The organism is Caulobacter sp. ErkDOM-E (assembly GCF_048541895.1).
Classification (GTDB): domain Bacteria; phylum Pseudomonadota; class Alphaproteobacteria; order Caulobacterales; family Caulobacteraceae; genus Caulobacter.
The window spans coordinates 787,611-813,860 of the sequence record NZ_CP183331.1 but is presented as its reverse complement, the minus strand read 5'-3'; the positions used below and the strand labels follow the sequence as shown (position 1 = coordinate 813,860).

Annotated in this window: 17 protein-coding genes and 1 pseudogene; 10 read left to right on the top strand and 8 right to left on the bottom strand. The window is 67.2% G+C overall.

All coding sequences use genetic code 11. The annotated features are described in order from the left end of the window. Positions 1 to 45 precede the first annotated feature (45 nt). Positions 46 to 939, top strand: coding sequence for a pirin family protein (locus ACN2C7_RS04050; protein WP_419319996.1), 894 nt, complete (start codon positions 46 to 48; stop codon positions 937 to 939). A 67-nt stretch (positions 940 to 1,006) separates the two neighbouring features. After that, the gene (locus tag ACN2C7_RS04045; protein ID WP_419319995.1) at positions 1,007 to 1,888 is read left to right on the top strand and encodes a hypothetical protein; all 882 of its coding nucleotides are present in this window, start codon (positions 1,007 to 1,009) and stop codon (positions 1,886 to 1,888) included. Positions 1,889 to 2,015: 127 nt separating this feature from the next. Here the strand turns inward: ACN2C7_RS04045 and ACN2C7_RS04040 are convergent, their stop codons facing one another. Further along, on the bottom strand, positions 2,016 to 3,083 hold the full coding sequence (locus ACN2C7_RS04040) for a phytanoyl-CoA dioxygenase family protein (protein ID WP_419319994.1): 1,068 nt from the start codon (positions 3,081 to 3,083) through the stop codon (positions 2,016 to 2,018). Between the two features lie 227 nt (positions 3,084 to 3,310). Between ACN2C7_RS04040 and ACN2C7_RS04035 the strand changes: the two genes are divergently transcribed. Further along, entirely contained in the window at positions 3,311 to 4,330 is a 1,020-nt protein-coding gene (locus tag ACN2C7_RS04035; protein WP_419319993.1) for an adenosine deaminase, read from the top strand. A gap of 160 nt (positions 4,331 to 4,490) precedes the next feature. Here ACN2C7_RS04035 and ACN2C7_RS04030 read toward each other — a convergent pair whose 3' ends face one another. The 4 genes from ACN2C7_RS04030 to ACN2C7_RS04015 all read right to left on the bottom strand — a co-directional run bounded on the left by ACN2C7_RS04030 (position 4,491) and on the right by ACN2C7_RS04015 (position 11,014). Beyond that, the gene (locus ACN2C7_RS04030; RefSeq protein WP_419319992.1) at positions 4,491 to 5,477 is read right to left on the bottom strand and encodes a DegT/DnrJ/EryC1/StrS family aminotransferase; all 987 of its coding nucleotides are present in this window, start codon (positions 5,475 to 5,477) and stop codon (positions 4,491 to 4,493) included. A 115-nt stretch (positions 5,478 to 5,592) separates the two neighbouring features. Then, positions 5,593 to 7,149 carry a class I adenylate-forming enzyme family protein gene (locus ACN2C7_RS04025; protein ID WP_419319991.1) on the bottom strand — a complete coding sequence of 519 codons (1,557 nt, stop codon included), beginning with the start codon at positions 7,147 to 7,149 and terminating at the stop codon, positions 5,593 to 5,595. A 152-nt stretch (positions 7,150 to 7,301) separates the two neighbouring features. After that, on the bottom strand, positions 7,302 to 9,392 hold the full coding sequence (locus ACN2C7_RS04020; RefSeq protein WP_419319990.1) for a 3-hydroxyacyl-CoA dehydrogenase NAD-binding domain-containing protein: 2,091 nt from the start codon (positions 9,390 to 9,392) through the stop codon (positions 7,302 to 7,304). A gap of 395 nt (positions 9,393 to 9,787) precedes the next feature. After that, the gene (locus ACN2C7_RS04015) at positions 9,788 to 11,014 is read right to left on the bottom strand and encodes a serine hydrolase domain-containing protein (protein WP_419319989.1); all 1,227 of its coding nucleotides are present in this window, start codon (positions 11,012 to 11,014) and stop codon (positions 9,788 to 9,790) included. 74 nt (positions 11,015 to 11,088) lie between these two features. Here ACN2C7_RS04015 and ACN2C7_RS04010 point away from each other — a divergent pair, with 74 nt between their 5' ends. From ACN2C7_RS04010 to ACN2C7_RS04000, 3 genes are all read left to right on the top strand, one after another. Then, positions 11,089 to 11,220 (top strand): hypothetical protein, encoded by a 132-nt coding sequence (locus ACN2C7_RS04010; protein WP_419319988.1) that lies wholly within the window; start codon positions 11,089 to 11,091, stop codon positions 11,218 to 11,220. 131 nt (positions 11,221 to 11,351) lie between these two features. Further along, positions 11,352 to 12,581 carry a TetR/AcrR family transcriptional regulator gene (locus ACN2C7_RS04005; RefSeq protein WP_419319987.1) on the top strand — a complete coding sequence of 410 codons (1,230 nt, stop codon included), beginning with the start codon at positions 11,352 to 11,354 and terminating at the stop codon, positions 12,579 to 12,581. 84 nt (positions 12,582 to 12,665) lie between these two features. Further along, positions 12,666 to 13,787 carry a hypothetical protein gene (locus tag ACN2C7_RS04000; RefSeq protein WP_419319986.1) on the top strand — a complete coding sequence of 374 codons (1,122 nt, stop codon included), beginning with the start codon at positions 12,666 to 12,668 and terminating at the stop codon, positions 13,785 to 13,787. 87 nt (positions 13,788 to 13,874) lie between these two features. On the opposite strand, the pseudogene ACN2C7_RS03995 reads toward ACN2C7_RS04000, so the two are convergent. Next, positions 13,875 to 17,147, bottom strand: a pseudogene (locus ACN2C7_RS03995) (TonB-dependent receptor); the annotation flags it as partial. Positions 17,148 to 17,274: 127 nt separating this feature from the next. Between ACN2C7_RS03995 and ACN2C7_RS03990 the strand changes: the two are divergent. From ACN2C7_RS03990 to ACN2C7_RS03975, 4 genes are read left to right on the top strand one after another with little or no spacing between them, the layout of a single operon-like run. Next, positions 17,275 to 17,814: a MarR family winged helix-turn-helix transcriptional regulator gene (locus tag ACN2C7_RS03990; protein WP_419319985.1), complete on the top strand. Its 540-nt coding sequence runs from the start codon at positions 17,275 to 17,277 to the stop codon at positions 17,812 to 17,814. 19 nt (positions 17,815 to 17,833) lie between these two features. Next, the gene (locus tag ACN2C7_RS03985) at positions 17,834 to 19,321 is read left to right on the top strand and encodes an efflux transporter outer membrane subunit (RefSeq protein ID WP_419319984.1); all 1,488 of its coding nucleotides are present in this window, start codon (positions 17,834 to 17,836) and stop codon (positions 19,319 to 19,321) included. 11 nt (positions 19,322 to 19,332) lie between these two features. Next, positions 19,333 to 20,409 (top strand): efflux RND transporter periplasmic adaptor subunit, encoded by a 1,077-nt coding sequence (locus ACN2C7_RS03980; RefSeq protein WP_419319983.1) that lies wholly within the window; start codon positions 19,333 to 19,335, stop codon positions 20,407 to 20,409. After that, positions 20,409 to 23,528: an efflux RND transporter permease subunit gene (locus ACN2C7_RS03975; RefSeq protein ID WP_419319982.1), complete on the top strand. Its 3,120-nt coding sequence runs from the start codon at positions 20,409 to 20,411 to the stop codon at positions 23,526 to 23,528. Before ACN2C7_RS03980 ends, ACN2C7_RS03975 begins: the two co-directional genes overlap by 1 nt. A gap of 46 nt (positions 23,529 to 23,574) precedes the next feature. Here the strand turns inward: ACN2C7_RS03975 and ACN2C7_RS03970 are convergent, their stop codons facing one another. Together ACN2C7_RS03970 and ACN2C7_RS03965 are read right to left on the bottom strand one after the other, a co-directional pair. Next, complete coding sequence (locus tag ACN2C7_RS03970; protein ID WP_419319981.1) at positions 23,575 to 25,110, bottom strand: M20/M25/M40 family metallo-hydrolase; 1,536 nt, start codon at positions 25,108 to 25,110, stop codon at positions 23,575 to 23,577. 68 nt (positions 25,111 to 25,178) lie between these two features. After that, positions 25,179 to 26,168, bottom strand: a complete 990-nt coding sequence (locus ACN2C7_RS03965) for a sensor histidine kinase (RefSeq protein WP_419319980.1) — start codon at positions 26,166 to 26,168, stop codon at positions 25,179 to 25,181. Positions 26,169 to 26,250: the final 82 nt, after the last annotated feature.

The window sequence follows — 26,250 nt, the reverse complement described above, 5'->3', positions numbered from 1 at the left end:
CGCAACCTGTGAGAATCTCCGGCCGTCCCCGCGCCGGAGCCCTCCATGATCGACCTCGTTATCGAAGCCCGCCGTCACGACATCGGCAATTTCGAGGTCGGGCGCGTGCTGCCGTTCCACGCCCACCGCATGGTCGGCCCCTTCACCTTCCTCGACCACATGGGCCCCGCCGAATTCGCGCCGGGCTTTCCCAAGAGCGCTGATGTGCGGCCCCATCCCCATATCGGCCTGTCGACCCTGACCTATCTGTTCCAGGGCGAGATCACCCACCGCGACAGCGTCGGCTCGCTGGCGGTGATCAAGCCCGGCGAGGTCAACTGGATGACGGCCGGGTCGGGCATCACCCATTCCGAGCGCTTCGAGACCCTGCGCCGTCAGGGCGGCCGAATGGACGGCATGCAGGCGTGGATCGCCCTGCCGAAAGAGTTCGAGGAGGTCGATCCCAGCTTCAGCCACCATGAGGGCGACGCCGCCCTGCCCTCCTACGAGAGCGGCGGGCTGAAGGCGCGGCTGATCGCCGGCGAGGCCTTCGGGGCCAAGACCAATGTGCCGGTCTATTCGCCGCTCTTCTATGTGCACTGGGAAATGGCGGCTGGAACCACCGCCGCCCTGCCCGCCGAATATTCCGAGCGCGCGGCCTATGTCGCCAGCGGCCGGGTCGAGGTGGACGGCCGCGAACTGACCGCCCTGCAGATGGCCGTGTTCGCACCCGGCGACACCATCGTCTTCAAGGCCCTGGAGCCCTCGACCGTGATGCTGCTGGGCGGCGAGCCGGTGGGGCCGCGCTTCATGGAGTGGAACTTCGTCTCCTCATCGAAGGACCGGCTGGAGCAGGCCAAGGCCGACTGGAAGGCCGGCCGCATGAAGCTGCCCGACCTGGACCACGACGAGTTCATTCCCCTGCCCGAGGCCAAGCCCGCAACGCCGCAACCGTTGTAGCACCTCGCCACCTTGACGGGCGCTAGCGAAACTTGCTCCCTTTAGCGTGTCTGGCGGAGGATCGATTTTGCGTCTGATTTCGGCTTTCGCCCTTGGCTTGGCGCTGTGCCTGCCCGCCTCGGCCTGGGCGGGCTTTCCCGTGCAGGTGAAGGAAAAGTGCGCCGTCGGCGGCCAAAGGTTCACCTATGTGACAACGGGATCCTACTCGATCTACGGCCACCGACCGGACGGACGCCCCTACGGCAGCTGGACCTTCCCCCTGAACCTGCCGACCTGCCCCAAGAACGGCCTGGTGATGTACAGGGATTTCTCCCCGGAAGAGCTGGCGCGCCTGCCTGCCCTGCTCGCCTCGCCGGACTACCTGGCCTTGCGGAAGGACGAAACACAGTACTACCGCGCCGCCTGGCTGGAGCGTGCGCTCGGCGGCAGTGAGGCCACCGCCGCATGGCTGCTCCTCAACGCCACGTGGGAAACCGACGGGGACGCCGCGCGTCACAACCGCTATCGCAGCGAGTTCGTCACAGCGGCGGGTCAAATCTCCTCGCAGCCCGAAACCCTCGATGGGTTGGCGCTGCGCATCCGCGCGATCAACGCCCTGCGCGAACTGGGACGGTTTGACGAGGCGGCGGCGACCTTGCGAGACCTGCCACGCCAGGCTCTGGAGCCCCGCCCCTCGCCACCGCCATCCGACCCTGAGTCCAAGCCGGTCGACGACAACGAAAGCCGGGCGTTCTGGCGCGACTTCATCACCAAGCTGGACGTCGTCATCGCGCGCCACGACGCCGGCAAGGAGCCGCTCGATCTCTTGCCGATAGATCTTGCCGCCCAGCTCTGTATCGGCGCCGGCATCGACGGCGAGGCTCCGCCCCGAACAGACGCGCTGTGTGGACAGTCGCCGATCGCCGAAGCCGTCGCCAGGTTGAAGGCCGAGATCGCCGCCAACAACTAGAACAGCGCCCCGACCCAGCTTCACCACGTCCGCCGGCCTGAAGATCGCTTTCACGGTCTGGGCCGATGACGGGACCCGGCCTTCGCCGCAGCGCTGGCGGCGTTCCTGACCGAGGCGTAAGCGGCCGCTACTTGTAGCGACGGTTCTCGCGGATGCCGAACCGCAGATAGTGCTTCTTGGCGTCGACGCGGGCCGCCGCCACATCGGGATTGAGCGCCAGATAGCGTTGCGGATCGAAGTCCGGCGGCGTCTTGCCGGGAACCGGCGCGGGCTGGGCGGCGCCGACCGGCGAGGCCCGACGCTGAACCTGCTCGACCGGGCGATCGACATAGACGTTGGGCGCGGTCTGGCCGGTGGTGATGTCGACGATCTGGCGCAGGTCCAGATTACCCATCAGCGGGTCCGAGAAGGCCGGCGTGTAATAGGCGCAGTCGTCGAAATAGTAGTGCGTCACCTGCGACCAGCGCGTCCGCGTCGGATCGTTCTGGCGGCTGCCGCCGTGCAGCAGGTTGGCGGCCCAGATCAGCGCCTGGCCCTTTTGGGGCTGGAACAGCTCCGGCTTTGCGCCCGAGGCTTCGACCATGGCGGCCCAGACGTCTTCATAGGGCTTCTGGGCCATGAAGTCGGCCCCGGTACCGATCACCTTGCCGATCATGTCGTTATAGACGATCGGCCACTTGTGAGAGCCCGGATAGTAGACCAGCGGGCCGGCGTCGGGATGGATGTCCTCCATCGCCAGCCAGACGCCGCACATGAAGCGCTCGGGAATGCTCGAGAAGTGGATCGAGTCCGAATGGATGTGCTGCTGGGTCCCGACGGGAAAGTTCAGCGTCTGGAACGGGAAGGCGCGCCGGCCGTACAGCTTGCTCAGCAGATCGGTCACCACCGTGTTGGCGGCGATGGCGCGGACATCCTCGTTGGTCCGCCAGGCGTCCTGCACGCGCTGATCCTTCCGGGCCCAGCCGTGGGCGCGGTAGTGCTCCAGATCATATTCCGGCGTCAGGGCCGCGATGATGCGCTCGATCCGCTGGTCGATCGCCTCGTCAGGGAAGTCAAAGACCGCGAAGCCCTTCTCGTTCAGTTGGACGGCGATGTCGCGCTCGCTGTTGGACAGGCCCATGTCGTCCAGCGAGGCCGCGAACAGCATCGACTCGATGACCGGCACGCCCGGCAGAAGCTTCTGGGAAACAGTCATGGGCCCTTCGCGGCGACAACCTTGGGTACGGAACCGACTTAACCGATATCGACGCGTGATTGCCAGTCCCGGCGCGAAGCGCCGAGGCCTTAAGGGGTTTATCGGGAATGTCCGGATTTATCGGGTCGATGTCCGGTTTACGGCTGTCGGGTTTATCGGGTCTTATTTGCAGGCCGCGCGCCGCAATGACGGTTGATCGCGCCCCGCTGGTGCGATCATAAACCTGCATGACCGACACCGATCTCACCACCTTCGTTCGCGGCCTGCCCAAGGCCGAGCTTCACATGCATATCGAGGGCAGTCTCGAGCCCGAGCTGATGTTCGAACTGGCCGAGCGCAATGGCATCCCCCTGCCCTTCAAGTCGGTCGAAGAGATCCGCGCGGCCTACGCCTTCTCCAACCTGCAGGACTTCCTGGACATCTATTACCAGGGCGCCGGGGTGCTGATCACGGAGGCGGACTTCAAGGACCTGGCCCTGGCCTATTTCCGCCGCCTGGCGGCAGATGGCGGCACCCACGCCGAGATCTTCTTCGACCCCCAGACCCACACCGATCGGGGCATCGCCTTCGACGTGGTCATGAACGGCCTGCTGGCCGGCATGGACGAGGCCGAGAAGACGCTGGGCGTCACTTCCAAGCTGATCCTCTGCTTCCTGCGCCATCTGGACGAAGACGCCGCCTTCGCCACCCTGGAACAGGCCAAGCCCTGGCTTTCAAAGATCGCCGGCGTCGGTCTGGACAGCTCGGAGGTCGGCCACCCGCCGGCCAAGTTCGCCCGGGTGTTCCAGGCGGCCCGCGACCTCGGGCTCAAGATCGTCGCCCATGCCGGCGAGGAAGGCCCGCCGGCCTATGTCTGGGAGGCCATCGACCTGATCAAGGTCGACCGTATCGACCACGGCAACCGCGCGCTGGAAGACGAGGCCCTGACCGCGCGGCTGGTGCGCGATGGCGTGACCCTGACGGTCTGCCCGCTGTCGAACCTGAAGCTGTGCGGCGTCAAGACGCTGGAGGAGCACCCCCTCAAGCGCATGCTGGACCTGGGCCTGAAGGCCACGGTCAATTCCGACGACCCGGCCTATTTCGGCGGCTATCTGCTGGAGAACTACATGGCCACGGCGACGGCGGTGGGCCTGAGCCGCGACGAGCTGGTGACCCTGGCCCGCAACAGCTTCGCCGGGTCCTTCCTCAGCGAGGCGGAAAAGGCCGAGCGGATCGCAGGCGTTGAGGCCTACGCGGCGGCGAACTAGCCCGCCCAATAAATCCGCTCTCCCCGGCGAAAGCCGGGGCCCAGATTCAGCCTGAGCGTTTGGGGATGACGCGCCCATCCACGGCGCAAGGCCGTCAGGCACTCGTGGGTTCGATCTGGGTCCCGGCTTTCGCCGGGAAGATCGGAGATAGGTTGGCGAACTAACCCGCCACGGCCGTCCGCAGCACCGCTGCGATATCGTCCAGGGCCTCAAGACCCAGGTCCGGATCGATACGGATCACCACCACCGAACCCGCCAGGCGGTCGGCGACCGGGGTCTCGTCGGCGTCCATGTCACGGGTGCGGAACGAAGCGCCGATGGCTTCCACGCCGGCCTCGCCGAGCTTTGTCAGCACGCCGGCGGCGGTGTCGTCGGGCAGGCTGAAGGCGCAGGTCTCGGACACCCAGCTCATGCCCCAACCGGGCTGGAAACCGATCGGCGCATCCAGCAGCAGCACGCGCAGGCGCTGGGCGGCGGTGGCCAGGCGCGGACGCCTTTGCGGCCAGAGGTCCAGGCCCGCCTCGCCATCGAACAGCGGCGCGTCCATGGCGTTGATCGGGGTGGCGTCCTCGCAGGCGACAAACACGCCCTGGCCGCTGGGCAGGCCGACAATGACCGGCACCGGCGCGCTCTGAATGACGTCAAAGGCCTCGACGGCCTCGACCAGGATTGGCAGGCCGGTCTCGTCGCGGAAGGCGGCCCAGGCGCGCAGGTCGGGGGCGCGGCCATGGGCGCCGGCCGGCAGGATGGCTTCTAGCGGCCCCGGAGCCTCGGGCAGGCGCTCGCGCAGGTGCGAGGGGTCGAACATCCAGCTGAACGGGTCGACATCGACCAGCCAGGGCTTGAGGCCGGCCGCGTCAATGCCGGCCAGGGTCTGCGCGCAGGCCAGGGCCGAGACCACGCAATAGCCGCCGGGACGGACGCCCAGGGCGGTCAGGGCGACGGAGACAGCCTGCGCGTGATCGGACAGCACTCGCACGGCCACGGGGCGGCAGAAGCGCGACATCAAGCCCGCTTCCTCGCCCGGACCATGGCCGGCCGCGCGCAGGGCCTCGGTCAAGGCGTCGAAATCCACCGGCAGGGCGGGCGCGCGCTTCTTGGCGGTGGTCGGCTGCGGAACGGGGGCGGCGGCGGGCGAAGGACGCATGAGGCAGGCGCTTCCACGAGAGACCGGTTCCGCCCTATGGCGTCACCTTATGGTTAAGCAACCGTAACAACCGATTCCGTTCGCCCCACTGCGGCGCGCCGTCGCGGGGAAAAGCTCATGCTTTCGATGAAGCTTGCCATGAGTCGCGCAGTTCGCGCTTGAGAACCTTGCCGATGTGGCTGCGCGGCAAAGCATCGACCAGGTGCAGTTCCGCCACGCGCTGGGTCTTGCCGACCCGACTATTGACGAAGGTCTTGATCTCGTCGGCGCTGGCGCTGGCCCCGGCCTTGAGGGCCACGAAGGCGACCGGCGTCTCGCCCCAGGCGTCCGACGGCACCCCGACCACGGCGGCCTCGGCGACGGCGTCATGCTTCACGATCTCGGCCTCCAGGTCGCTGGGATAGATGTTGAAGCCGCCGCTGATGATCATGTCCTTCTTGCGATCCATCAGCGTCAGGAACCCCTCCTCGTCGAACCGGCCCACGTCGCCGGTGCGGATGAATCGCTCACCCTCCGGCGACACCCAGGTCGCCTCGGCGGTCTTGCCCGGCTGGCCGTGATAGCCGTTCATCATGCCGGCCGAGCGCCCGACGATCTCGCCGACCACACCGGGCCCGACCTGCACGCCGTCCTCGTCGATCAAGCGGATGTCGTGGCCGGGAGCAGGCCTGCCCACGGTGTGCAGCTTGTCGGGGTGCTCATGGCACATCAGGATGCAGGTGCCGCCGCCTTCGGTCATGCCGAAGTACTCGACCAGCCCGCCGGGCCAGCGCTTGAGCACATCGGCCTTGAGGTTCGCCGCGAACGGCGCGCTGGTGCAGAACTTCAGGTGGGTGGTCGACAGGTCGTAGCTGTCAAAGTCGGGCCGCTCCATCAGGCGGCGATACTGCACGGGCACCAGCATGGTGTGGCTCATGCAGTGCATCTGGGCCAGCTCCAGATACCGGCCGGCGTCGAACTTCTTCATCAGCACCACCGTGCCGCCGCCCGCCAGGGTGGGGAAGAAGCAGACCAGGGTGGTGTTGGAATAGAGCGGGGTCGACAGCAGGGTCACGGCCGTGGGGCCATAGCCGACGGCGTCGCCCCGGAAGACGTGCTTCCAGCGCATGGCGTGCGACTGGACGATGCCCTTGGGCGTGCCGGTGGTGCCGCTGGAATAGATGATGTTGAACGGCGCCTCGGGCGCGATTTCGACGGGCGCCGGCTTTGCGCCTTCAGGAGCCAGCCAGGCGTCGAAGGCCTCGCCAGCGCTTGAGCCGTCCAGCGCGATCAGGCGCGCCGGAACCGGCGCGGGCGTCTGGGCCTCGGCCACGCCGGCGTCGAGGAAGAACAGCTTGGCCCCGCAGTCGGCGACCATGCCGGCGATCGACTCCGGCGTCGACGACGGCGCGATCGGCGCCACGGCCACCCCGGCCCGCAGGCCGCCCAGGAACACCGCCGTGTAGGGGATGGACGACAGCGCGCAGACGGCGACCGCCTCGCCCGGCTTGATCCCGTCCCGTTGCAGCGCCGCCGCCACGCGATCGACCAGGGCGTCGAACTGGCCGTAGGTCACCGCCTCGCCGGTTTCCATGATGATGGCCGGATGGTCGGGGTTTTGCGCCGTCCGCAGCCGCAGGATGTCGCCCATCACGCCATAGTCGGCGGACATCATGGCGGCGATGGTGGTCATGGGCGGAGGCTCTTCTTCTCCCTTCCCCCTTCGATGGGGGAAGGGTCGGGGATGGGGGTGACAGCGGGTCAGGATGAAGCTCGGCCCAGAAAGCCCAACCGCCGCATCACCCCCAACCCTGCCCTTCCCCCATCAAGGGGGAAGGGTTCAAATCAGGCGTCCTTGAAGCCCTTGCCCTCGGCCACCAGCCGCTCCAGCAGGGCCGACGGCTTGAAGTCCTCGCCCAGTGTGGCGTGGAATTCCTTCATCTTGGCCAGAACCTTGTCGAGGCCGATCAGTTCGCCCCAGAACATTGGGCCGCCGGTATAGACCGGCCAGCCATAGCCGTTGAGCCACACCGTATCGATGTCGGACGCCCGGATGGCCTTGCCCTCTTCGAGGATCTTCGCGCCCTCATTGACCATCGGATACAGGCACCGCTCCAGGATCTCCTGATCGGTGATGTCGCGGCGCTGGATCTGGCGCTTCTCGGCAAAGTCGCGGATCACTTCCTCGACGATGGCAGAGGGCTTGGCGACGCGGTTTTCGTCATAGTCGTAGAAGCCCTTGCCGTTTTTCTGGCCGCGACGGTCCATCTCGCACAGCACTTCGCGGACGGTCGAAGACGAGGTCTTGGCCGAGTCCCAGCCGATATCGAGGCCGGCCAGATCGCTCATCGCGAACGGGCCCATGGGCAGGCCAAAGTCGTAGAGCACCCGGTCGACATCCCAGGGCATGGCGCCTTCCAGGATCAGCTTCTGGGCCTCGCGCTGGCGCTGGGCCAGCATGCGGTTGCCGACGAAGCCATGGCAGTTGCCGACCAGCACCGCGACCTTGCCAATCTTCTTGCCGATCTGCATCGAGGTGGCGATCACCGACTTGTCGGTCTTCTCGCCACGGACAATCTCCAGCAGGCGCATGACATTGGCCGGCGAGAAGAAGTGCAGGCCGATCACGCTTTCCGGCCGCGAGGTCGAGGCGGCGATCACGTCGATATCGAGATAGGAGGTGTTGGAGGCCAGGATCGCGCCGGGCTTGGCGATCTTGTCCAGCTTGCCGAACACTTCCTTCTTGATCTCCATCAGCTCGAACACGGCCTCAATGATCAGGTCGCAGTCGGCCAGGTCTTCGAGGCTCATCGAAGGCGTCAGCAGCGCCATGCGCTTTTCGACGTCGTCCTGGGTGATCCGGCCCTTCTTGGCGGTGTTCTCGTAGTTCTTGCGGATCACCGCGACGCCGCGATCCAGGTTTTCCTGCTTCATCTCGATGATCGTCACCGGGATGCCGGCGTTGAGGAAGTTCATCGAGATGCCGCCGCCCATGGTGCCGGCGCCGATCACGCCGACCTTCTTGACGGGGATGATGGCGGTGTCGTCCGGCACGTCGGGGATCTTGGCGGCCTGGCGTTCGGCGAAGAACACGTGGCGCTGGGCGGCCGACTGGTTGCCGGTCATCAGCTCCATGAACAGCCTGCGCTCGGCCTTCAGGCCTTCGTCGAAGGGCAGGTTCACCGCCGCCTCGATGCACTTGATGTTGTTTTCCGGGGCCATGAAGCCACGGAACTTCTTGGCGTTGGCGGCGCGGAAGGCGGCGAAGATCTCGGGCTTGCCGCGGGCGGCCTCGACCTTAGCGTTGAGCTCGCGAACCTTGGCCAGCGGGCGCTTCTCGGCCAGCACCTTGTGGGCGTAGGCGATGGCGCCGGCGCGGAGGTTGCCCTCCTCCACCAGCTCGTCGAACAGGCCCATGGCCAGAGCGGCCTTGGCCGGCACGTGCTGGCCGCTGGTGACCATCTCCAGCGCCTTCTCGACGCCGACGATGCGCGGCAGGCGCTGGGTGCCGCCGGCCCCCGGCAGCAGGCCAATGTTGACTTCAGGCAGGCCGCCCTTGGCCGAAGGCACGGCGACGCGATAGTGGGCCACGAGGGCCACTTCCAGGCCGCCGCCCAGCACCGTGCCGTGGATCGCGGCGATCACCGGCTTGGGCGAGTTTTCGATGGTATTCTGCACGTCCTGCAGGGACGGGCCGGTCATGGCCTTGCCGAATTCGGTGATGTCGGCGCCGGCGATGAAGGTCTTGCCCTCGCAGATCAGCACGATGGCCTTGACGGCCGGATCGGCGATGGCCGCGTCAAAGGCGCCCGAAAGCCCCTCGCGCACGGCGGCCGACAGCGCGTTGACTGGCGGCGAGTTCAGCGTGATGACGCCGATGTCGCCTTCGACAGTTAGATCGGTGACGGCGTTGATCGCGGTCATGGCGGTTTCCACCCCTGCTCTTTTGAACGGTTGTTTGAAGACAAAACCTGCACGGTCAGACGCGGATGTCCAGCCTGACGAAGCGGCGCCCGAATTGTGGGCAGCCGGCGTTGACGACGTAGCGAACATACTACAAATTCGAAACAGCAATTTCAGCCAAGATTGTCCGTGGGGGCGGACGACGCGTTGAACGCGGTCGGCCCTCCACTGTCATGAGAACGGTCGGGCTGGGGGAGGGCGTACGCGTGGGAGCTGGGACTTGGGACGCGACTTGCAAGCGTCCCGGAATTTCGAAGTCATGGTTTTTGCGCGGGCGCGGCGCGTTGTGGCCAATGCGTCGAACTTAGGTAAAGCGCACTTCGGCGCGGGAGCCTGGCTCCCGCGCCGCTTTTCTTTCGCGCCTGCCGCTAAGCCGCTGACTCCGTAAACGCCGAATAGACCAGCGTCCGCAGTTCGCGCCGGATCGGGTAGGCGGTCGACGGCATCAACTGGGTCATGAACACCACCGCCAGGTCTTCGACCGGATCGATCCAGAAGGCGGTCGAGGCCATGCCGCCCCAGAAATATTCGCCGTGCGAGCCGATGTTCTTGGTCCGCGCCTGGTCGACCGTCATCGCAAAGCCCAGGCCAAAGCCCAGGCCCTCGAACACCGCCTCGCTGAACAGCGACTTGGACAGCTCGGTTAGCTCCTTGCCGCCCGGCAGGTGGTTGATGGTCATCAGCCTGATGGTCTTGGGGCTGAGCAGCCGCGCGCCGTCCAGCTCGCCGCCGTTCAGCAGCATGCGGCAGAAGCGCATATAGTCGTCAGCCGTCGAGACCAGGCCGCCGCCACCCGACTTGACCGAGGGATCGGTCAGATAGCGGCTCTTTTCCGGATCGTCCTGCAGGACGATCTTGCCCGACGGGGTCAGGGCGTAGCAGGCGGTGAAGCGGGAGCGCTGGCTCTCCGGCACGAAGAAGCTGGTGTCGACCATGTTCAGCGGATCGAAGATGCGGCTCTTGAGGAAGGCGTCGAAGGGCTGGCCGGAGATCTTCTCGACCAGATAGCCCAGCACGTCGGTGGCCACCGAATAGTTCCAGGCCTCGCCGGGGCTGAACTCCAGCGGCACGGTTCCCAGCCTGTCGACAAACTCCTGCAGGCCGCCTTCGCTGTCGATGCCGTCCAGCTTCAGCTTGCGATAGGCCGCGTCGACATTGGTGCGCTGCTGGAAGCCATAGGTCAGGCCGGCCGTGTGGCGCAGCAGGTCCAGCATCCGCATGGGCTCGGCCGCCCGCTTGGTCTGGAACGCGCCCTGCACGCCCGCCTGGAAGACCCCCAGGTCACGCCAGGCCGGAATGAAGCGATGGACAGGGTCGTCCAGCGAGACCTTGCCCTCCTCGACCAGCATCATGAAGGCGACGCTGGTGACGGGCTTGGTCATCGAATAGATGCGAAACAGGCTGTCAGCCTTCAGCGGTTTGCCGCGCTCGATATCGGCCGATCCCAGCACGGACGTATAGGCCAGCTGGCCGCGTCGCCAGACCTGGGTCAGGGCGCAGGGCAGCTTGCCGCTGTCGATATATTTTTCCTGGATGAAGGTCTCGATGCGCTTCAGGCGCTCGGACGACAGCCCCACGGCTTCAGGCGTGCTCACGATTCTACATCTCCCCTGCGACCGCCCCCGCAGGGAGGGCGTTGTTTTTGTTGGCGACGAGACCTTGTGCAGCGATGTTCGCTCTACTCGCCTCTCGCAGGGTTATTGAAAACGAGGGAACGCCGATGGGCAAGGACCTGAGCGACAAGGCCACCCTGGAAGACGTCGAAGGCGCCCGGCCGATCGGTGTTCTGCAACAAAGCTGAAAAACGCCGGATCAGAAGGCCTGTTATTGTCGAGATAATCGGGGCGCGGCCTTTGCGCAGCCCCTCGGCGCGCCTAAATTGCACCAAGTAGTCGAACAACCGGCGTAAACGGTGCTTCGGGGGTCCTGCGTATGGATGATGGACGGATCGCGGGCGTGGCCACGGCGCGCTACGCGCGCAAGAAGGAAGCCATCCTGGCGGCGGCCACGGCGATCCTCAACCGTCAGGGCGTGCGCGGCATGACCCTGGCCGACGTCGCCGCCCGCGTGGGCCTGATCACCACCAGCGTCACCTACTACTACCGCAAGAAGGACGATCTGGCGGCCGCCTGCTTCATGCGCGGCCTGGAGCGGTTCGACGCCATGATCGCCCAGGCGGCGGCCCAGCCCGATCCGCCCTCGCGCCTGAAGACCTTCATCGATCTGTATCTCGATCTGAACCGTCGCGTGCGGCTGGGCGAGGCCACGCCCCTGACCAGCTTCACCGAGATCAAGGCCCTCAAGGAACCGCTGCGCTCGTCGGTCTCCAACGCCTTCAACGACCTGTTCCGCCGCGTGCGGAGCTTCTTCGAGGGCGAGGGCTTCGAGCACCTGGAAAAGCGCCAGCGCAACGCCCGCACCCACCTGCTGATGGAGCAGGTGTTCTGGTCGGGCACCTGGCTGCGGCGCTACGATCTGGACGACTACGAGCGCGTCCGCGACAAGATCTACGACATCCTGATCGGCGGCCTGGCCGCACCCGGCCGCGCCTGGGCGCCCGCCGCCCTGCCCGACCCGACCCCCGTCTCGGCCGAAGGCCAGGAATGGCGCGAGACCTTCCTGGTCGCCGCCACCCGGCTGATCAATCAACGCGGCTATCGCGGCGCCTCGGTCGAGGACATCTCGGCGGCGCTGAACGTCACCAAGGGCTCGTTCTACCACCACCACGAGGACAAGGACGCCCTGGTGGTGGAGTGCTTCCAGCGCACCTTCGCCGTGACCCGCAAGTCGCAGGTCGACGCCCGCGCCAGCAAGGGCTCGTCCTGGGACCAGGTGGCCGCCGCCACCGCGACCCTGGTGGCCTATCAGCTGTCGGACCACGGCCCCCTGCTGCGCGCCTCGTCGATGGGGGCCCTGCCCACCGATATCCGCCACGACATGGCCGAGGGCTATGGACGGGGTTCCGAACGGTTCGCGGCGATGATCTCGGACGGCATCGCCGACGGCTCGATCCGACCCGTCGATCCGATGATCGCCGCCCACATGATCAATTCGATGCTCAACGCCGCCGCCGCCCTGGGCGCCTGGGTGCCTGGCGTCGAGCGCGACGAGGCGGCTGAACTGTTCGCGCGTCCGCTGCTGATGGGCGTGTTCACGCGTTAACCAACCAAGGGTTTGGTTTCGCAGGATTTCAAAGCATCGCGGGGCTGTTACGCTTGCGGCGATTGAATCGCTTCGAGCACCCCCATGACCATCATCGGATCTTCGCCGTACGTCACGGGCTACGCCAATGCCGGCCTGGCGGCCAATACGACGACCACCCCCACGAACACGGCGGACACCTCGCCCCAGGCCAAGGCGGCCAACAACGCCACGGCGGCCGTCACCGTCACCCTGTCGGCCGAGGCCCAGGCGGCCCTGAAAGCCCAGACCGATACCCGCACCGCCGATGGCGTGGTCGCCGAGGCCCGCTCCGCCCTCGACAGCCTGTTGAAGGCCGCCAGGGCGACGAGCGCCCTGAAGGACGGCAAGGCGACCATCGATCTGGCCGGGCTGGATCGCCGTGAGCTCTACGCCGTCGCCAGCAACCGGGGCGGCAAGTTCCCGATCGAGGAGCAGGTCGTCGCCTCGCTGGACCTGAAGTCTCGCCGCGACGCCATCCTGGCAGGCCCCGCCGCCAGCGCCCGGATCACCGGCGACTATGCCGGTCTCTACAAGGCCGCCCTGGATCATCTTGAAACCGCCCCGCCCGAGGAAAAGGCGACAGGCCAGTGGACCAAGGACAAGGCCGCTCTGACCGAGGGCCGCAAGCAGGCCATGGACCGCCCCGGCCTCGCCCCCGCCGGCATCGAGGGCGACCCGATCGCCGCCTATCTGAAGGACGCCGGCGGCGTGGTCGCCAGTCCCCGCACCCGCGACTTCGGCAAGGTGGCCAGCGATGTGCGGGCGGTGCTAGACCGGCAATACGCCACGGCGACCGGAGAGGGCCTGGCGACCGATTCGGAGTCGGGCGAGATCGATTTCACCCGGTTCGACGCCCGTTCGCTGGCCGCGATCTCGCTCAATCGCGACGGGCTGTTCTCGGAGCACGAGATCCGCGAGGCGGCGACCGAGATCCGCACCCGCGACGGTCAGGCGGTCCGCGACAGCTACACGTCCACCGGCGCCTCTGACGACCCGTCGGCGTTCGGCAAGGCGATGATCGCGCGCTATGTCGGCATGACCGGCGAGGAGCGCCAGGCTGCGGGCTGGACGCCGCAGCTCTACGACCAGATGGTCAAGCTGCAGGATATGCGCAGTCAGCTGGCCTCGTTCTTCAGCAGCGCAAGCGGCCCCAATGGCGGAGCTAGCCTGCTCGACTATATCTGAGGCCGCCGAAGGTCATCACGGCCCTCCTGAACGAAAGAAGCGCGCCCCGCGAAGGGCGCGCTTCCGTCTTGGTCTCTCCAGCGAGATCTAGAACTTCTTGCGCAGACCGATCTTGTAGGTCCGGCCCAGCGGGTCCCCGGTGAAGGGGTCGTAGCCGAGGTCCAGACGGGCGTAGGACGGATCCTTGTCGAACAGGTTGGTGATCGCCGCAGTAACCGTGGTGTCCCAGGGCAGGAAGACGCGATAGGCCAGATCGGTCAGGACCTGGGCGTCGATCGTCTTGCCTTTGGTGATCTGCACGCCGGCGCCGGTGGTGTCCTTGTAGGCGTTGGCCGCGAAGGGCGCCGTGCGCTGGTCGGTGTAGGAGTCGATGTAGTGGACCGTCAGGCGCACATTGTGCGGCCCCATGCTCCATTCGCCGTGGATGTCGCCCTTCCACTGCGGGATCGGCACAACCGTGGTCTGGTAGTTCAGCAGGCCCACAGCATCGAAGGCCTTCTCGACCACCACGCCCTCGACGCTGGTGGCGCCGACCTTGTACTCGGCGATGTAGGTGGCGTTGCCGCCGACCGAGAGGTCCCCACCCAGCACGTTGTCGAACCGGTAGTCGGCCGAGAAGTCGAAGCCCGAGTTCTTCACCGCCGCGCCGTTGATGTAGTTGGTCTTCAGGCGGGCGATGGTGGTGGGCGGACCGCAGGCGCCGTTGAAGGTGAACCGCGCGGCCAGGGCCGGATAGAGGGCGCAGTTGTTGGCCCCCGTGGCGCCGTTCGGATAGAGGGCGTTGACGATGCCGGCCACCGGCTCGGTGACGATCGGGTTTTTGAAGTCGAACTGGAAGTAGTCGATGCTGGCCTTGAAGTTGCCGGCGTTGAAGATCAGGCCCGCATTGTAGGTATTGGCCTTTTCCGGATTGAGGTTCGGGTTGCCGAAGATATCGACGGCCCGGAACGTGCCCAGGATGCTTTGCAGCGACGTCACAGAGGTGGTGGTGGTGATCGGGTCCGGCGGGCCGCGGAACGTGGAGCCGGCCGAGCCGCGCACGGCCAGCCAGGGCAGGGCCTGCCAGCGCGCCGAGATCTTGGGATTGAAGGTGTCACCCACAGCCCCGCCATAGTCCTCGAAGCGAGCGGCCAGTTGCACCTGGAAGGTCTCGGTGACGGGCACCGACAGTTCGCCGAACGCGGCCATCACGTCAGACTGGTTGTCGGCCTCGTTGCCGACGCCCAGGAACATGAAGGGGCCGTTGCGCTGCGAGCCCGTGCAGGTCGTGACGCCGAAGTCGGGCGTGTTGACGCACGGATTGATCGCCGCATTGCTGATGTCGTTGTAGTCGGCCTTGAAGTAGCTGCGGCGGTACTGCACGCCCGCCGCCCAGGCCACGTCGCCGCCGGCCAGGCTGATGCCGGTCTTGCCGTTCAGGACCGCCTCACCGACGAACAGCCGCGAGGACTGCTTGGTCGACAGCTTCTGGAAGAACCACTTGGCGAGGTCCTTGTTGATCGCCAGAGCGGAGTTGTAGGCCGGATTGGCCGCGCCCGTGACGGCGTTGCTGGGGATCGCGCTGGCGAAGGGGTTGAAGTACATGCAACCGCCGACCCCGGCCGTACCCTGGATGCCGGGCAGGCTTGGGTTGCTGTCGCAGGTCGGGCCGCCCAGGCCTTGCAGGGACAGGGCATAGCGGTTGACCAGGGTGTCATAACCCGTGCGGATGCCGATTTCCTGAGAGTAGGTTAGCGCCATCTCCCAGCCGATGCCGTTGTCGAACTCACCCTTCAGGTCGCCCGAGACGCGGAAGGCGTCGAAGGCGCGTGAGCCGATCGAGGGGCCGTAGCCGAAGGCCGGGTTGCCGCCGATGCCGAAGGGGCGGTTGGCGGCGTTGATGGCGCCGAAGGCGAAAATCGATCCCGGCGCCGTGAACTGGGTGCCGTTGACCAGATTGGTCAGCTGAACCGTCGGGTTGGATGCGATGAAGGCCTGCAGGCCCGGATTGCTGGCCGGCACAATATAGCGCCCGGCAATGGGCGAAGCTTCGGCCGTGGGAACCGCCAGCGCCGCATAGGACGGCGAGGTGTTCCAGTCAGGCACGTCAGTGTGGGCGTACAGCACCTCGACATGGAACCTGGTCGTGTCGGAAAGGTCGGCATTGACCTCGCCATAGATCTGGATCGCGTCAGACTTCTCGACCAGATTGTCGAACGGCGTGTAGTGCCAGTAGCAGACCGGCGTCAGGCCGCTGAAGCCTGGGAAGCCGCTGAGGCCGGCGCAGCCTGGGTCGCGCATGCCGCTGGTCGTGCTGGCCAGGGGAATGAAGGTCGACGGGCTGCCCGCCGCTGACCAACCGGCTTCCGGATTGTTCAGATAGGGCGTGTTGGCCCAGCTGCGCTCGGCGACGCTGAGCTTGGAGCGGTGCTGCCAGCCGGCGCTGACCAGCAGGTTGCCGTTGTCCCAGATCTTGCCGAAGGTGGCGTTGAGGCTGTGGTCGCCGTCCGAACCATCGATCACCCGATAGTCGGCGCCCACTTCCAGCCCGTTGAAGTTCTTCTTGGTGATGAAGTTGACGACGCCGGCGATGGCGTCAGAGCCATAGGTCGCCGCCGCGCCATCCTTGAGCACTTCCAGCCGGCCGATGGCGGCGGCGGGGATGATGTTGGTGTCGACGATGCCGGCGCCGGCGGCGCCGAACGGGTTGATCGCCAGGCGGCGACCGTTCAGCAGCACGAGGGTGCGCTGCGAGCCCAGACCGCGAAGATTGACCGAGCCGGAGCCTTCTGACCCCTGGGCGCGGCTGTCGAACTGGTTGGTGTCGCCCAGAACCCCGCTGGAGACCGACAGGGCCTTGAGCAGTTCGACGGTCGAGGGAGAGCCTCGCTTTTGCAGCTCTTCGGCGCCGATCACATCGACCGGGAGGGCGGCATCCTCGGGAGTGCCACGGATGAACGAGCCGGTGACGACGACTTCCTCGACCTCGGTGGGCATGGTGTCAGGCCGGGTCTGGGCGTGAGCCGCCCCGGCGCTTAGGGCGATGGCCAACGCCAGTGACGAGCCGCCGCGCAGGAACACGGTTCTTTTCATTATGCTTCCCTCCCTCGTTTGCTTTTTTGACGCTTATTTCTAGGGGGCCGTGGTCGATCTCAGTCGTCTGGACGCCTTGCACGACAGGTCGCTGGCCAAATCACGCCATCGAGGGCGAAATCTGGCGCCGCAGCATTTTCGAAACCTGATGATGCACCGCACCTAACCGACACGCCTGGGATCTCCCTGAGCCGGATACCGGAAAACGCTAGCCTACTGCCCCGCAGAACGACGCGGGGCGGGACTCGAACCTGAATTCGAACGCCTGTTTCGATGATGCGGTATGTTTCCAAGCGACGCAACTGTCTGTCTGCCGCGCGAACGCGCGAGCCGCCTCAATCAAGCCAAACCGATCCGGGGACGGCGCATCCCTAAGCGCCTTGATTGCTAAGTTGCTTAATGATAACCCCCAAACATGAGTGGCGATTCAGGACCGTCCGAATGCGCGTCTCGCGGCGCCTATGCCGACAGGCTGCACGACCCGATCATGCAGCGCCTGAAGGCGATCTCGTTTCTGAACCTCGAGATCGGGAAAAAGATCGGCGAGACCCTGGGGGTCAACGTCACCGACATGGCGGCGATGGAGCTGTTGATCGACGCGCGAACCCTGACGCCCAGCCAGCTCGCCAATCAGCTGAAGGTGACAACCGCTGCCGCCACCCAGATCGTGGATCGTCTTGAGCGGGCCGGCCATGTCACCCGCGAGCGAAAGACCATCGATCGTCGCAAAATCTTCGTCGTTCCCGTGGAAGCTTCGGAAGTAAGGGCCTTCGCGCTGCTGGCGCCGATGCTCGACGCCCTGAGCGGCGTGATCTCTGACCTCGAGCCCGCCGAACGCCGCGTCATCGAGACCTTTTTGGACCAAGTCGTCGATATCTACCTCAAAGCGTCGGGGCCACCGCCCCTGTGTCCCGAACCGACTGAACCCGATGACGCCTCCCCCACTGTTCTCTAGCGCGCCCGAGTACTGGCAGATGAATCCTAGCAAGACCGGCCCGCGACTAAGGACGGGTGCGAGCATGTCGGCTCTGGCCTTGGCCCTGACGGGGCTGGCCTTGACTGCTTGCGCGACCGCCCCACGCCACACAGCCGAGACCCGCTTGCCCGCCGCCTATGAGGTCCTGGCCGGGGCTCCCCTGCCCGACCAGACGCTGGACCGCTGGTGGACGGTGTTCAACGATCCGGCCCTGACCCAGCTGGTGGACGCCGCCCTGGAGCAGAGCCAGGACGCCCGCCTGGCGGCGGCACGTCTGGACGAGGCGCGCGCCGTGCGCCGGGGCCAGGTGCGGCAGCTCTATATTCCTTCCACGCCGCTGACCGGCTCAGCCAGTCGCACCAGCACCGATATCGTCGACCAGAGCGGTCCGGTCGGCTTTACCCAGAGCGGCGACAGCGAAAACTATCGCGCCGGTTTCGACGTCAGCTGGGAGCTGGACCTGATCGGCCGTCGCCGCGCCGCCATGGGTGTGGTCAACAATGACCTGGCCGCCAATCGCTTTGCCTATGAAGGCGCGCGCGCCGCCCTGGCCGCCAATGTCGCCCAGTCCTATTTTCAGGCCCGCGTCCTGGCCGTGCAGCTGGAAGACGCTCGCGAGAGCGCCCGCATCGCCCGGTCGCTAGCCGATCTGGCCGGAGCACGCGCCACGCGCGGACTTTCGCCGAGCTCCGACGCCGACCGCGCCGCCGCTGATCTGGCCCAGTCCGAGGCCCAGGTCGCCAGCCTGGAGGCCGAGCTTCAGGTCGCCCGCCGCAGCCTGCTGATCCTGGTCGGGCGCGGAATCGACCCCTTGGACAGCCTGCAGATCCCCGCTGCACTGGCCGATGCGCCGCCCGCGCCCGCCGCCGTCCCCGGAACCCTGCTGGCCCGCCGCCCCGACGTGCGCGAGGCCCAGGCCCGGCTGGCCTCGGCCTCGGCCAATCTCAAGGTCAACGAGCTGGCGATGTTCCCGACCTTCACCCTGGCTCCGGGCATTGGCCTGAGCAAGGCGGTCTCGCCCAGCTTCCTGACGCCGGGAGCCACCTCCTCGACCACCAGCTCGGCGTGGTCGATCGGCCTGGACCTGTCGATCCCCGTGCTGAACATCCCCAAGCTGCTGGCCGATATCGACGCCCAGGATGCGCGCACCGAACAGGCCGCCATCACCTACGAAAGGTCGGTGCAGGCCGCGTTCGGCGAGGCCGAGGGCGCCCTGCTCCAGCTGTCGGCCGACCAGCGCCGGGTCGCCCTGCTCAGCGCCGGCGAGCGTCGCGCGGCCACGGCCTACGAATCCAGCCGCCGCGGCTACGCTGCGGGTCTGACCGACCTGACATCGGCCCTGCAGACCGAACAGTCCTGGCGCGCCGCCCGCACCGCTCTCAGCGGCGCGCGGGGCCAGGCCCTGCAGCGCGCCGTCCAGTCCTACAAGGCGCTTGGCGGCGGCTGGTCGCCCCAAGCTGTTCCCGAAAAAGCCTCTTCGCGATGAGATCCTCCCCGATGAACCGCCCCCTGATCGCCGCCCTGCTCCTGACGACAGCCCTCCTTGCAACAACGGTGGGCCTCGCCGCCTGCGGCGGCAAGAAGGACGAACCCGCCGCCGCCACGGCCGTGAACCAGGGGGCCCGCGCCGTCACCGTCGGCCGCGTCGAAAGCCGCCCGCTGGGCGCCGGGTTCGAAGCCTCCGGCCAGCTGGTCCCGCGCGAGGAAGCCGCCGTCGGCTCGGAACTGGCCGGCTACCGCGTCGCCCGGGTCTATGTCGAGGAAGGGGCCTATGTCCGCGCCGGCCAGCCGCTGGTCCAGCTGGACGACACCCTGCTGCGCGCCCAGATCGCCCAGCAGGCGGCGCTGACCGCCCAGGCCCAGGCCGAGGCCGCGCGCGTCGCCGGCCTCGACGGCCAGGGCGTCCTCAGCCAGGAACAGATCGAAAGCCGCCGCTACGCCGCCAAGGCCCAGGAAGCGGCCCTGGCCGAACTGCGCACGCGCTCGAGCCGCATGACCATCACCGCGCCGGTCGGCGGTCGGGTTCTGGAACGCACCGTGCGCCCCGGCGAGATCTCGGGCGGGGCCACCATGCCCTGGTTCCGCATCGCCCGCGACGGCCTGGTCGAGCTGGACGCCGAGGTCGGCGACGCCCAGCTGTCGTCCCTCGCGGTCGGCCAGTCGGCCCAGGTCATGCTGCCCGACGGCCGCTCGGTGTCCGGCGCCGTGCGCCTGATCAGTCCGCGGATCGACGCGGCGACTCGCCTGGGCAAGGTGCGGCTGCGCCTGCCCACCGATGCCGGCCTGCGCCCCGGCGGCTTTGGCCGCGCCATCTTCGCCGCCTCGGGCCGAAAGGTGAAGGCCGCGCCCGAAACCGCCATCCGCTATGACGCCGAGGGCTCGTCCCTGGTGACCGTCGACGCCTCCAACCGCGCGCGCCAAGCGCCCGTCCGCACCGGTCAACGCGGCGGCGGCTGGGTGGAACTGCTTGACGGCCCGCCGGTCGGCTCCCGCGTGCTGCTGGGCGGCTCGGCCTTCACCCTCGACGGCGATCTGGTCAAGCCGACCGACGCCAATGGCAAGGCCGCTCGCTGATGGCCAACGTCCGCATATCCGCCTGGTCGATTAAGAACCCGATCCCGGTCGCGGTCCTGTTCATCGCCCTGATCCTGGCGGGCGTCGCCAGCTACATGATGCTGCCCATCAAGCAGTATCCCAACGTCTCGTTCCCACTGGTGGCGGTGACCATCACCCAGAGCGGCGCGGCCGCCGGCGAGATGGAAACCCAGATCACCCGCCAGGTCGAAGACGCCCTGGCCGGCATCTCCAACGTCAAGAGCATCCGCTCCTCGGTCGTGCAGGGCGTCTCGACCACCTCGATCGAGTTCGAGATCGGCGAGGACCTGCAGAAGGCCACAGACGAGGTGCGCTCCAAGATCGACCAGTCGCGCGCCCTGCTGCCGCGCGAGATCGACGAGCCGATCGTCCAGCGTGTCGACCTGGATTCGCTGCCGATCATCACCTACGCGGTGTCTTCGCCGTCCATGACGATCAGCGAGTTGTCCTGGTTCGTGGACGACACCATCAGCCGCAGCCTGCAGGGCGAAAAGGGCGTCGCCCAGGTCGCCCGGGTCGGTGGCGTCGATCGCGAGATCAACATCGTCATCGATCCCGACCGCATGGCCGCCGCTGGCCTGACCGCGCCGCAGCTCAACGCGGCCCTGGCCAGTTTCAGCGTCGACGCCCCGGGCGGACGACTGGCGATCGGCGCCCGCGAACAGACCGTCCGCGTGCTGGCCGCAGCCCGCACTGTCGAGCAACTGCGGGCCGTGACCATACCCACCAGTGGCGGGCGTTTCGTGCGCCTGACCGACGTGGCCGAGGTCGGCGACGGCGCCGGCGAAGCGCGCTCCTTCGCACGCCTCGACGGCCGCCCCGTGGTGGCCTTCCAGGTCAGCAAGACCAAGGACGCCAGCGACGTGCGCGTCGAGGACGGCATCAAGATCGCCATCGAAAAGCTGGTCGAGGCCCACCCGGACGTCACCTTCACCAAGATCTATTCGATCGTCGACGACACCCGCGCCAGCTTCGAGGCCACACGGACCACCCTGCTCGAAGGCATGCTGCTGGCCGCTCTGGTGGTGTTTCTGTTCCTGCGCGAATGGCGCGCCACCCTGATCACCGCCATCGCCATGCCGATGTCGTTGATCCCGACCTTCATCTTCATGGCGATCATGGGCTTTTCGCTCAATGTCGTGACCCTGCTGGGCCTGACCCTGGTGATCGGCATTCTGGTCGATGACGCCATCGTCGAGATCGAGAATATCGAAAAACGCATCGCCGCCGGCGAGCGTCCCTATGCGGCGGCCATGGTCGGCGCAGACGCGATCGGGCTCGCGGTCGTGGCCACCACCTTCACCATCGTGGCGGTGTTCGCGCCGGTGGCCTTCATGCCCGGCATTCCCGGTCAGTTCTTCCGGGAGTTTGGCCTGACCGTCGCGGTGGCGGTGCTGTTCTCGCTGGTCGTGGCGCGTCTGCTGACGCCGCTGCTGGCCGCCTACTTCCTCAAGCCGGCTACCAACCCGCACCCGCGCAAGCCGTTCAAGGGCCTGTACCGCAACGTGCTGGAATGGGCGCTGGACCACCGGATCGTCGCCTGCGTCATCGGCGGCGTGATCTTCGCCTTCTCGATCTTCATGGCCAGCAACCTGCCGGCCGGATTCCAGCCGCCGGCCAACAACAACTACTACTACCTCAAGGTCCAGGGCCCGCCGGGCGCCACGGCGGCCGACATGGACCGCGCCGTACAGTCGATCACCAAGCTGTTCAAGGCGCGCCCCGAGACAGCCCACGTCTTCGCCCAGGTCGGGTCGGTGATCGCCGCCAGCGGTCCCGGCGGAGGCTCCGGCGGCAGCGACCTGCGCGACGGCACGGTGACCATCGTGCTGCATGACGAGCGCGAGCTGCGGGTCCCCGAGATCAAGGCCCTGATGCGCGACAAGCTGCTGGATCTGCCTGACGTTCGGGTCAATCTGCTCAGCGATGACGGCTCGGCCGAGGTCTCCACCATCCTGACCAGCGAAGACGGCACGGCGCTGGAACGCGCCGCCCTGGCGCTGGAACGCCAGATGCGCGGCTTGAAGACCATCGCCGACCCGCGCCCGGCCTCGCCGCCCAGCGGTCCGGAGATCGTCATCCGCCCGCGCACCGATGAAGCGGCCCGTCTGGGCGTCTCGGCCGCCGACATCGCCGCCGTCGCCCGCGTGGCCACGGTGGGCGACATCGACGCCAATGTCGCCAAGCTGACCGACGGCGAGCGCCGCCTGCCGATCCGGGTGCGCCTGCCCGACAACATTCGCGGCGACCTGGCCCAGATCAAGGCTCTGCAGCTGCCGACCGCGTCCGGGGGCTATACGCGCCTGGACGCCGTGGCCGATGTCGAGTTCCAGGCCGGTCCCGCCAAGATCGAGCGCTATGGCCGCAAGCGCCAGCTGACCACCGAGGCGGATCTGCAGCCCGGCGTCGTGCTGGGCTCGGCTACCGTCGAGGTCGACAACCTGCCGATCATGAAGAACCTGCCCGCCGGGGTCGAGAAGGCCACGGGCGGCACCGAGGAGGCGATGGGCGAGCTGTTCGGCGGCTTCGCCATCGCCCTGCTCTCGGCCATCTTCCTGGTGTTCGGCGTCATGGCCCTGCTGTTTGGCAGCTTCTTCAAGCCGATCACCATCATGTCGGCCCTGCCGCTGGCCATCGGCGGCGCCTTTGCAGGCCTGCTGGTCTGCGGCATGAGCATGTCGATCCCGTCGCTGATCGGCCTGCTGATGCTGATGGGCCTGGCCGCCAAGAACTCGATCCTGCTGGTCGACTACGCCATCGAGGAGGAACGGGCCGGCAAGCCTCAGCGCGACGCCATCCTCGAAGCCTGTCGCGAACGCGCGCGTCCGATCATCATGACCACCCTGGCGATGATGGCCGGCATGCTGCCCACCGCTCTTGGCATCGGCAAGGGCGCCGAATTCCGTCAGCCCATGGCCGTGGCGGTGATCGGCGGCCTCATCACCTCGACGGTCCTGTCGCTGGTGCTGGTGCCGGTGGTCTATGAGATCATCGACGACTTCGAGAACTGGCTGAAGCCCAAGCTGGCCCGCTGGACCACCCCTCGCGAAGCGCCGGTCACGGCGACACCTGACGGGGCGCCCGCCGACCGGCTCTAGAACCCGGGGCCCCGGTGCGAACCGGGGCCCTTTTCAGGCCGGCGCCTCAGCGGATCGCGGCGATCTCGTACAGGAAATCGACATAGCCCATGGTGGCGCCGACCAGTCCCTCGACCTTGGGATTGGAGGACTCGATCACGTAGTACTCGTTGGGCGCGTGGGCTCCGCTGCCGTGACCCAGGCCGAACTGCCCGGCCGGCAAACCGACCGGAGCCGAGGTGAAGACCGCGCCCGGCCATGACCCGGCCAGTCGCGGATAGACCGAGGTCTCGACGCCCAGGCGCTTGTAGGTGTTGAGCTCGGCGCGGATCAGGCGGCTGTTCTCGTCGGTCTCGGTGGGATCATAGCCGCCGCTGACATTGACCTCGATGTCCTGGAAGCCGCGCTTGTCCAGATGGGCGCGCAGCTTGGCCACGCAGTCGGCCATGGTCATGTTGGGCACCAGGCGCAGGTCGATCTTGGCGACGGCGCGCCCCGGCAGCACGGTCTTGCCGCCCGGGCCGGTATAGCCCGAGACCAGCCCCTCGATATTGACGGTCGGCTGCGAGGCCAGGCGCTCCAGGGCCTTTTCCCACGGCAGATCGTCGATCCAGCGATCCACGCCCAGCGACCGCTTGGCGTCGGCCTCGCTCATCCGCTGGGCCGCCAGGGCGATCAGCTCGCGTTCGCGCGCGGTCAGCGGCCGCACCTTCTCGAAATAGCCGTCGATCGCCGGGGTGTTGCCATCCGAGGTGACCAGGGTGGCCAGGGCCTGGACCAGACGCCAGGCGGGGCTGTCGACCCGGGCCTTCTCACTGGAATGGATATCGGTCTTCGGCCCCCTCCCCCATTTGGCGCCGCTGGCCACCAGTTCGAACTCAACCACCCCCTTGGCGCCCAGATTGACGCTGACGCCGCCATTGCTGGGGCTCTGCCAGCCCGCGGGAATGACCACGCCCTCGCAGCGCTTCAGCGCCGCCAGGATGTGCGGCCGGGCGACGATCTGGTGGAAGTGGGGACTGCCGATCTCTTCTTCGCCCTCGCAGACCAGCACCAGATTGACCGGCGACTTGCGGCCGGCCGCGCGCAGGGCATGAAGCGCCGCCAGGAACGCCGCCTCCGGCCCCTTCTGGTTGACGGCCCCGCGGCCGACGATGACCTTGCCAAAGCCCGGCTTGTCGACGATCCGCGCCTCCAGCGGCGGCGAACTCCATTCGGCGGGGTCGAACTGCTTCACATCGTACATGAAGTAGATGCCCATCCAGCGCTTGGCGCCGACGTCCAGGGTGGCGAACACTCCGGGATAGCCGTCAGTGGGCACCTTCTCGACCTGCTGGAAGCCGGCGTCGCGGGCCAAGGCCATCATGTAGTCGGCGCCCTTGTCCATGTCGCGGTCCTCCGCGGCGATGGACGGCAGGGCGATCCAGTCCTGGATGCGCTTGACCGAAGCGTCGAAGCCGATCTCCGCGGCCTTGCGGACGGCGGCCAGATCCCCGCTGGCGGCGAAGGTCAGGCCCGGCGTGAACAGGGTGAGAGCGGCCGCCCCTGTCAGCAGCGTGCGGCGATCCTGGACAAGGCCAGAGCGCTTGGATGTGATGGTCATGCCGTTCCCCCAGATCAGACGTCGGGGAGATTAGAGCCGGGCGCGCCGCGAGCGGCAAGGCCCGGCGCCTAGAACTCTAGCGCCTTGGGCCGATAGGTCAGGCGACAGACGGTCCAGCCGTCCTGGCGGGTCAGATCGAAGACGCCGCCAAGCTGACCGGCCATAGACCGGACGATCCTCAGGCCAAGACTGGCGGAGTTGCGGGGATCAAAGCCGGGCGGCGGTCCGGCGCCATTGTCGCGCACGATCAGCACGTGCTCGTCACCGCTCTGGTCGAGGCTGACCAGCACCTGGCCCGCGCCGCCCTTGAAGCCGTGTTCGATGGCGTTGTTGAAGCTTTCCAGCAGCACCAGGGTCACGGGGGTGGCCTGATCGGGGTGCAGGGGCGCCTCGCCGCCGTCCAGCGACACCTCGGCGGGACTGCCGGCCGCCGCGTTGGCGTCGGCCAGAAGGCTTCGCGCGAAGTCGCGGAAGGGAGACGGATCGCCGACCTGATTGTGCAGTTCGCGCTGGATCCGGGCGATCGTCTCGATCCGGCCGCCGGCCTCGGTCAGGGCCCGCTGGGCCTCGCCGTCGCTGACCCCGCCCGCCTGCAGGCGCAGCAGCGCCCCCACGACCTGGATGTTGTTGCTCACCCGGTGATGCAGTTCGCGATAGAGCAGGTCGCGGTTCTCGGCCAGCCGCTCATAGCGTTCGCGCTCGGCCGCCAGCTGCCGCATCGCGCCACGCATGCCGTCGATGAAGAAGATGTCGACCGCCACCACGAAGACATAGAAGAACAGCGCGACCCCGGTCGCCACGTTGATGTGGAAACCGTTATAGGCCGGGACGAAGAAGTAGCCCGCGCCAAACATCGACAGGACAGCGCAGAGGATCGCCGGCCTGGCCCCGGCGAAATAGGCCGTGATCACCACGGCGGGAAAAAAGGTCACATAGGGAAAGCCGGGCGGAAACCAGCCGTCGAGCAGCAGGCGCAGGCAAAAGGCCGCCAACGCCGCGACCGCCGCGATCCCGTAGCCGAACAGCGGCGCGGTGCGGATGCTTTGCCAGCCCATCATCAAGTCCCCCACCAGATATTGACGTGACGCCGCTACTGGCAAACGTCAAGCCGGTCGCCGACATAACCGCTTGGCGTCACGC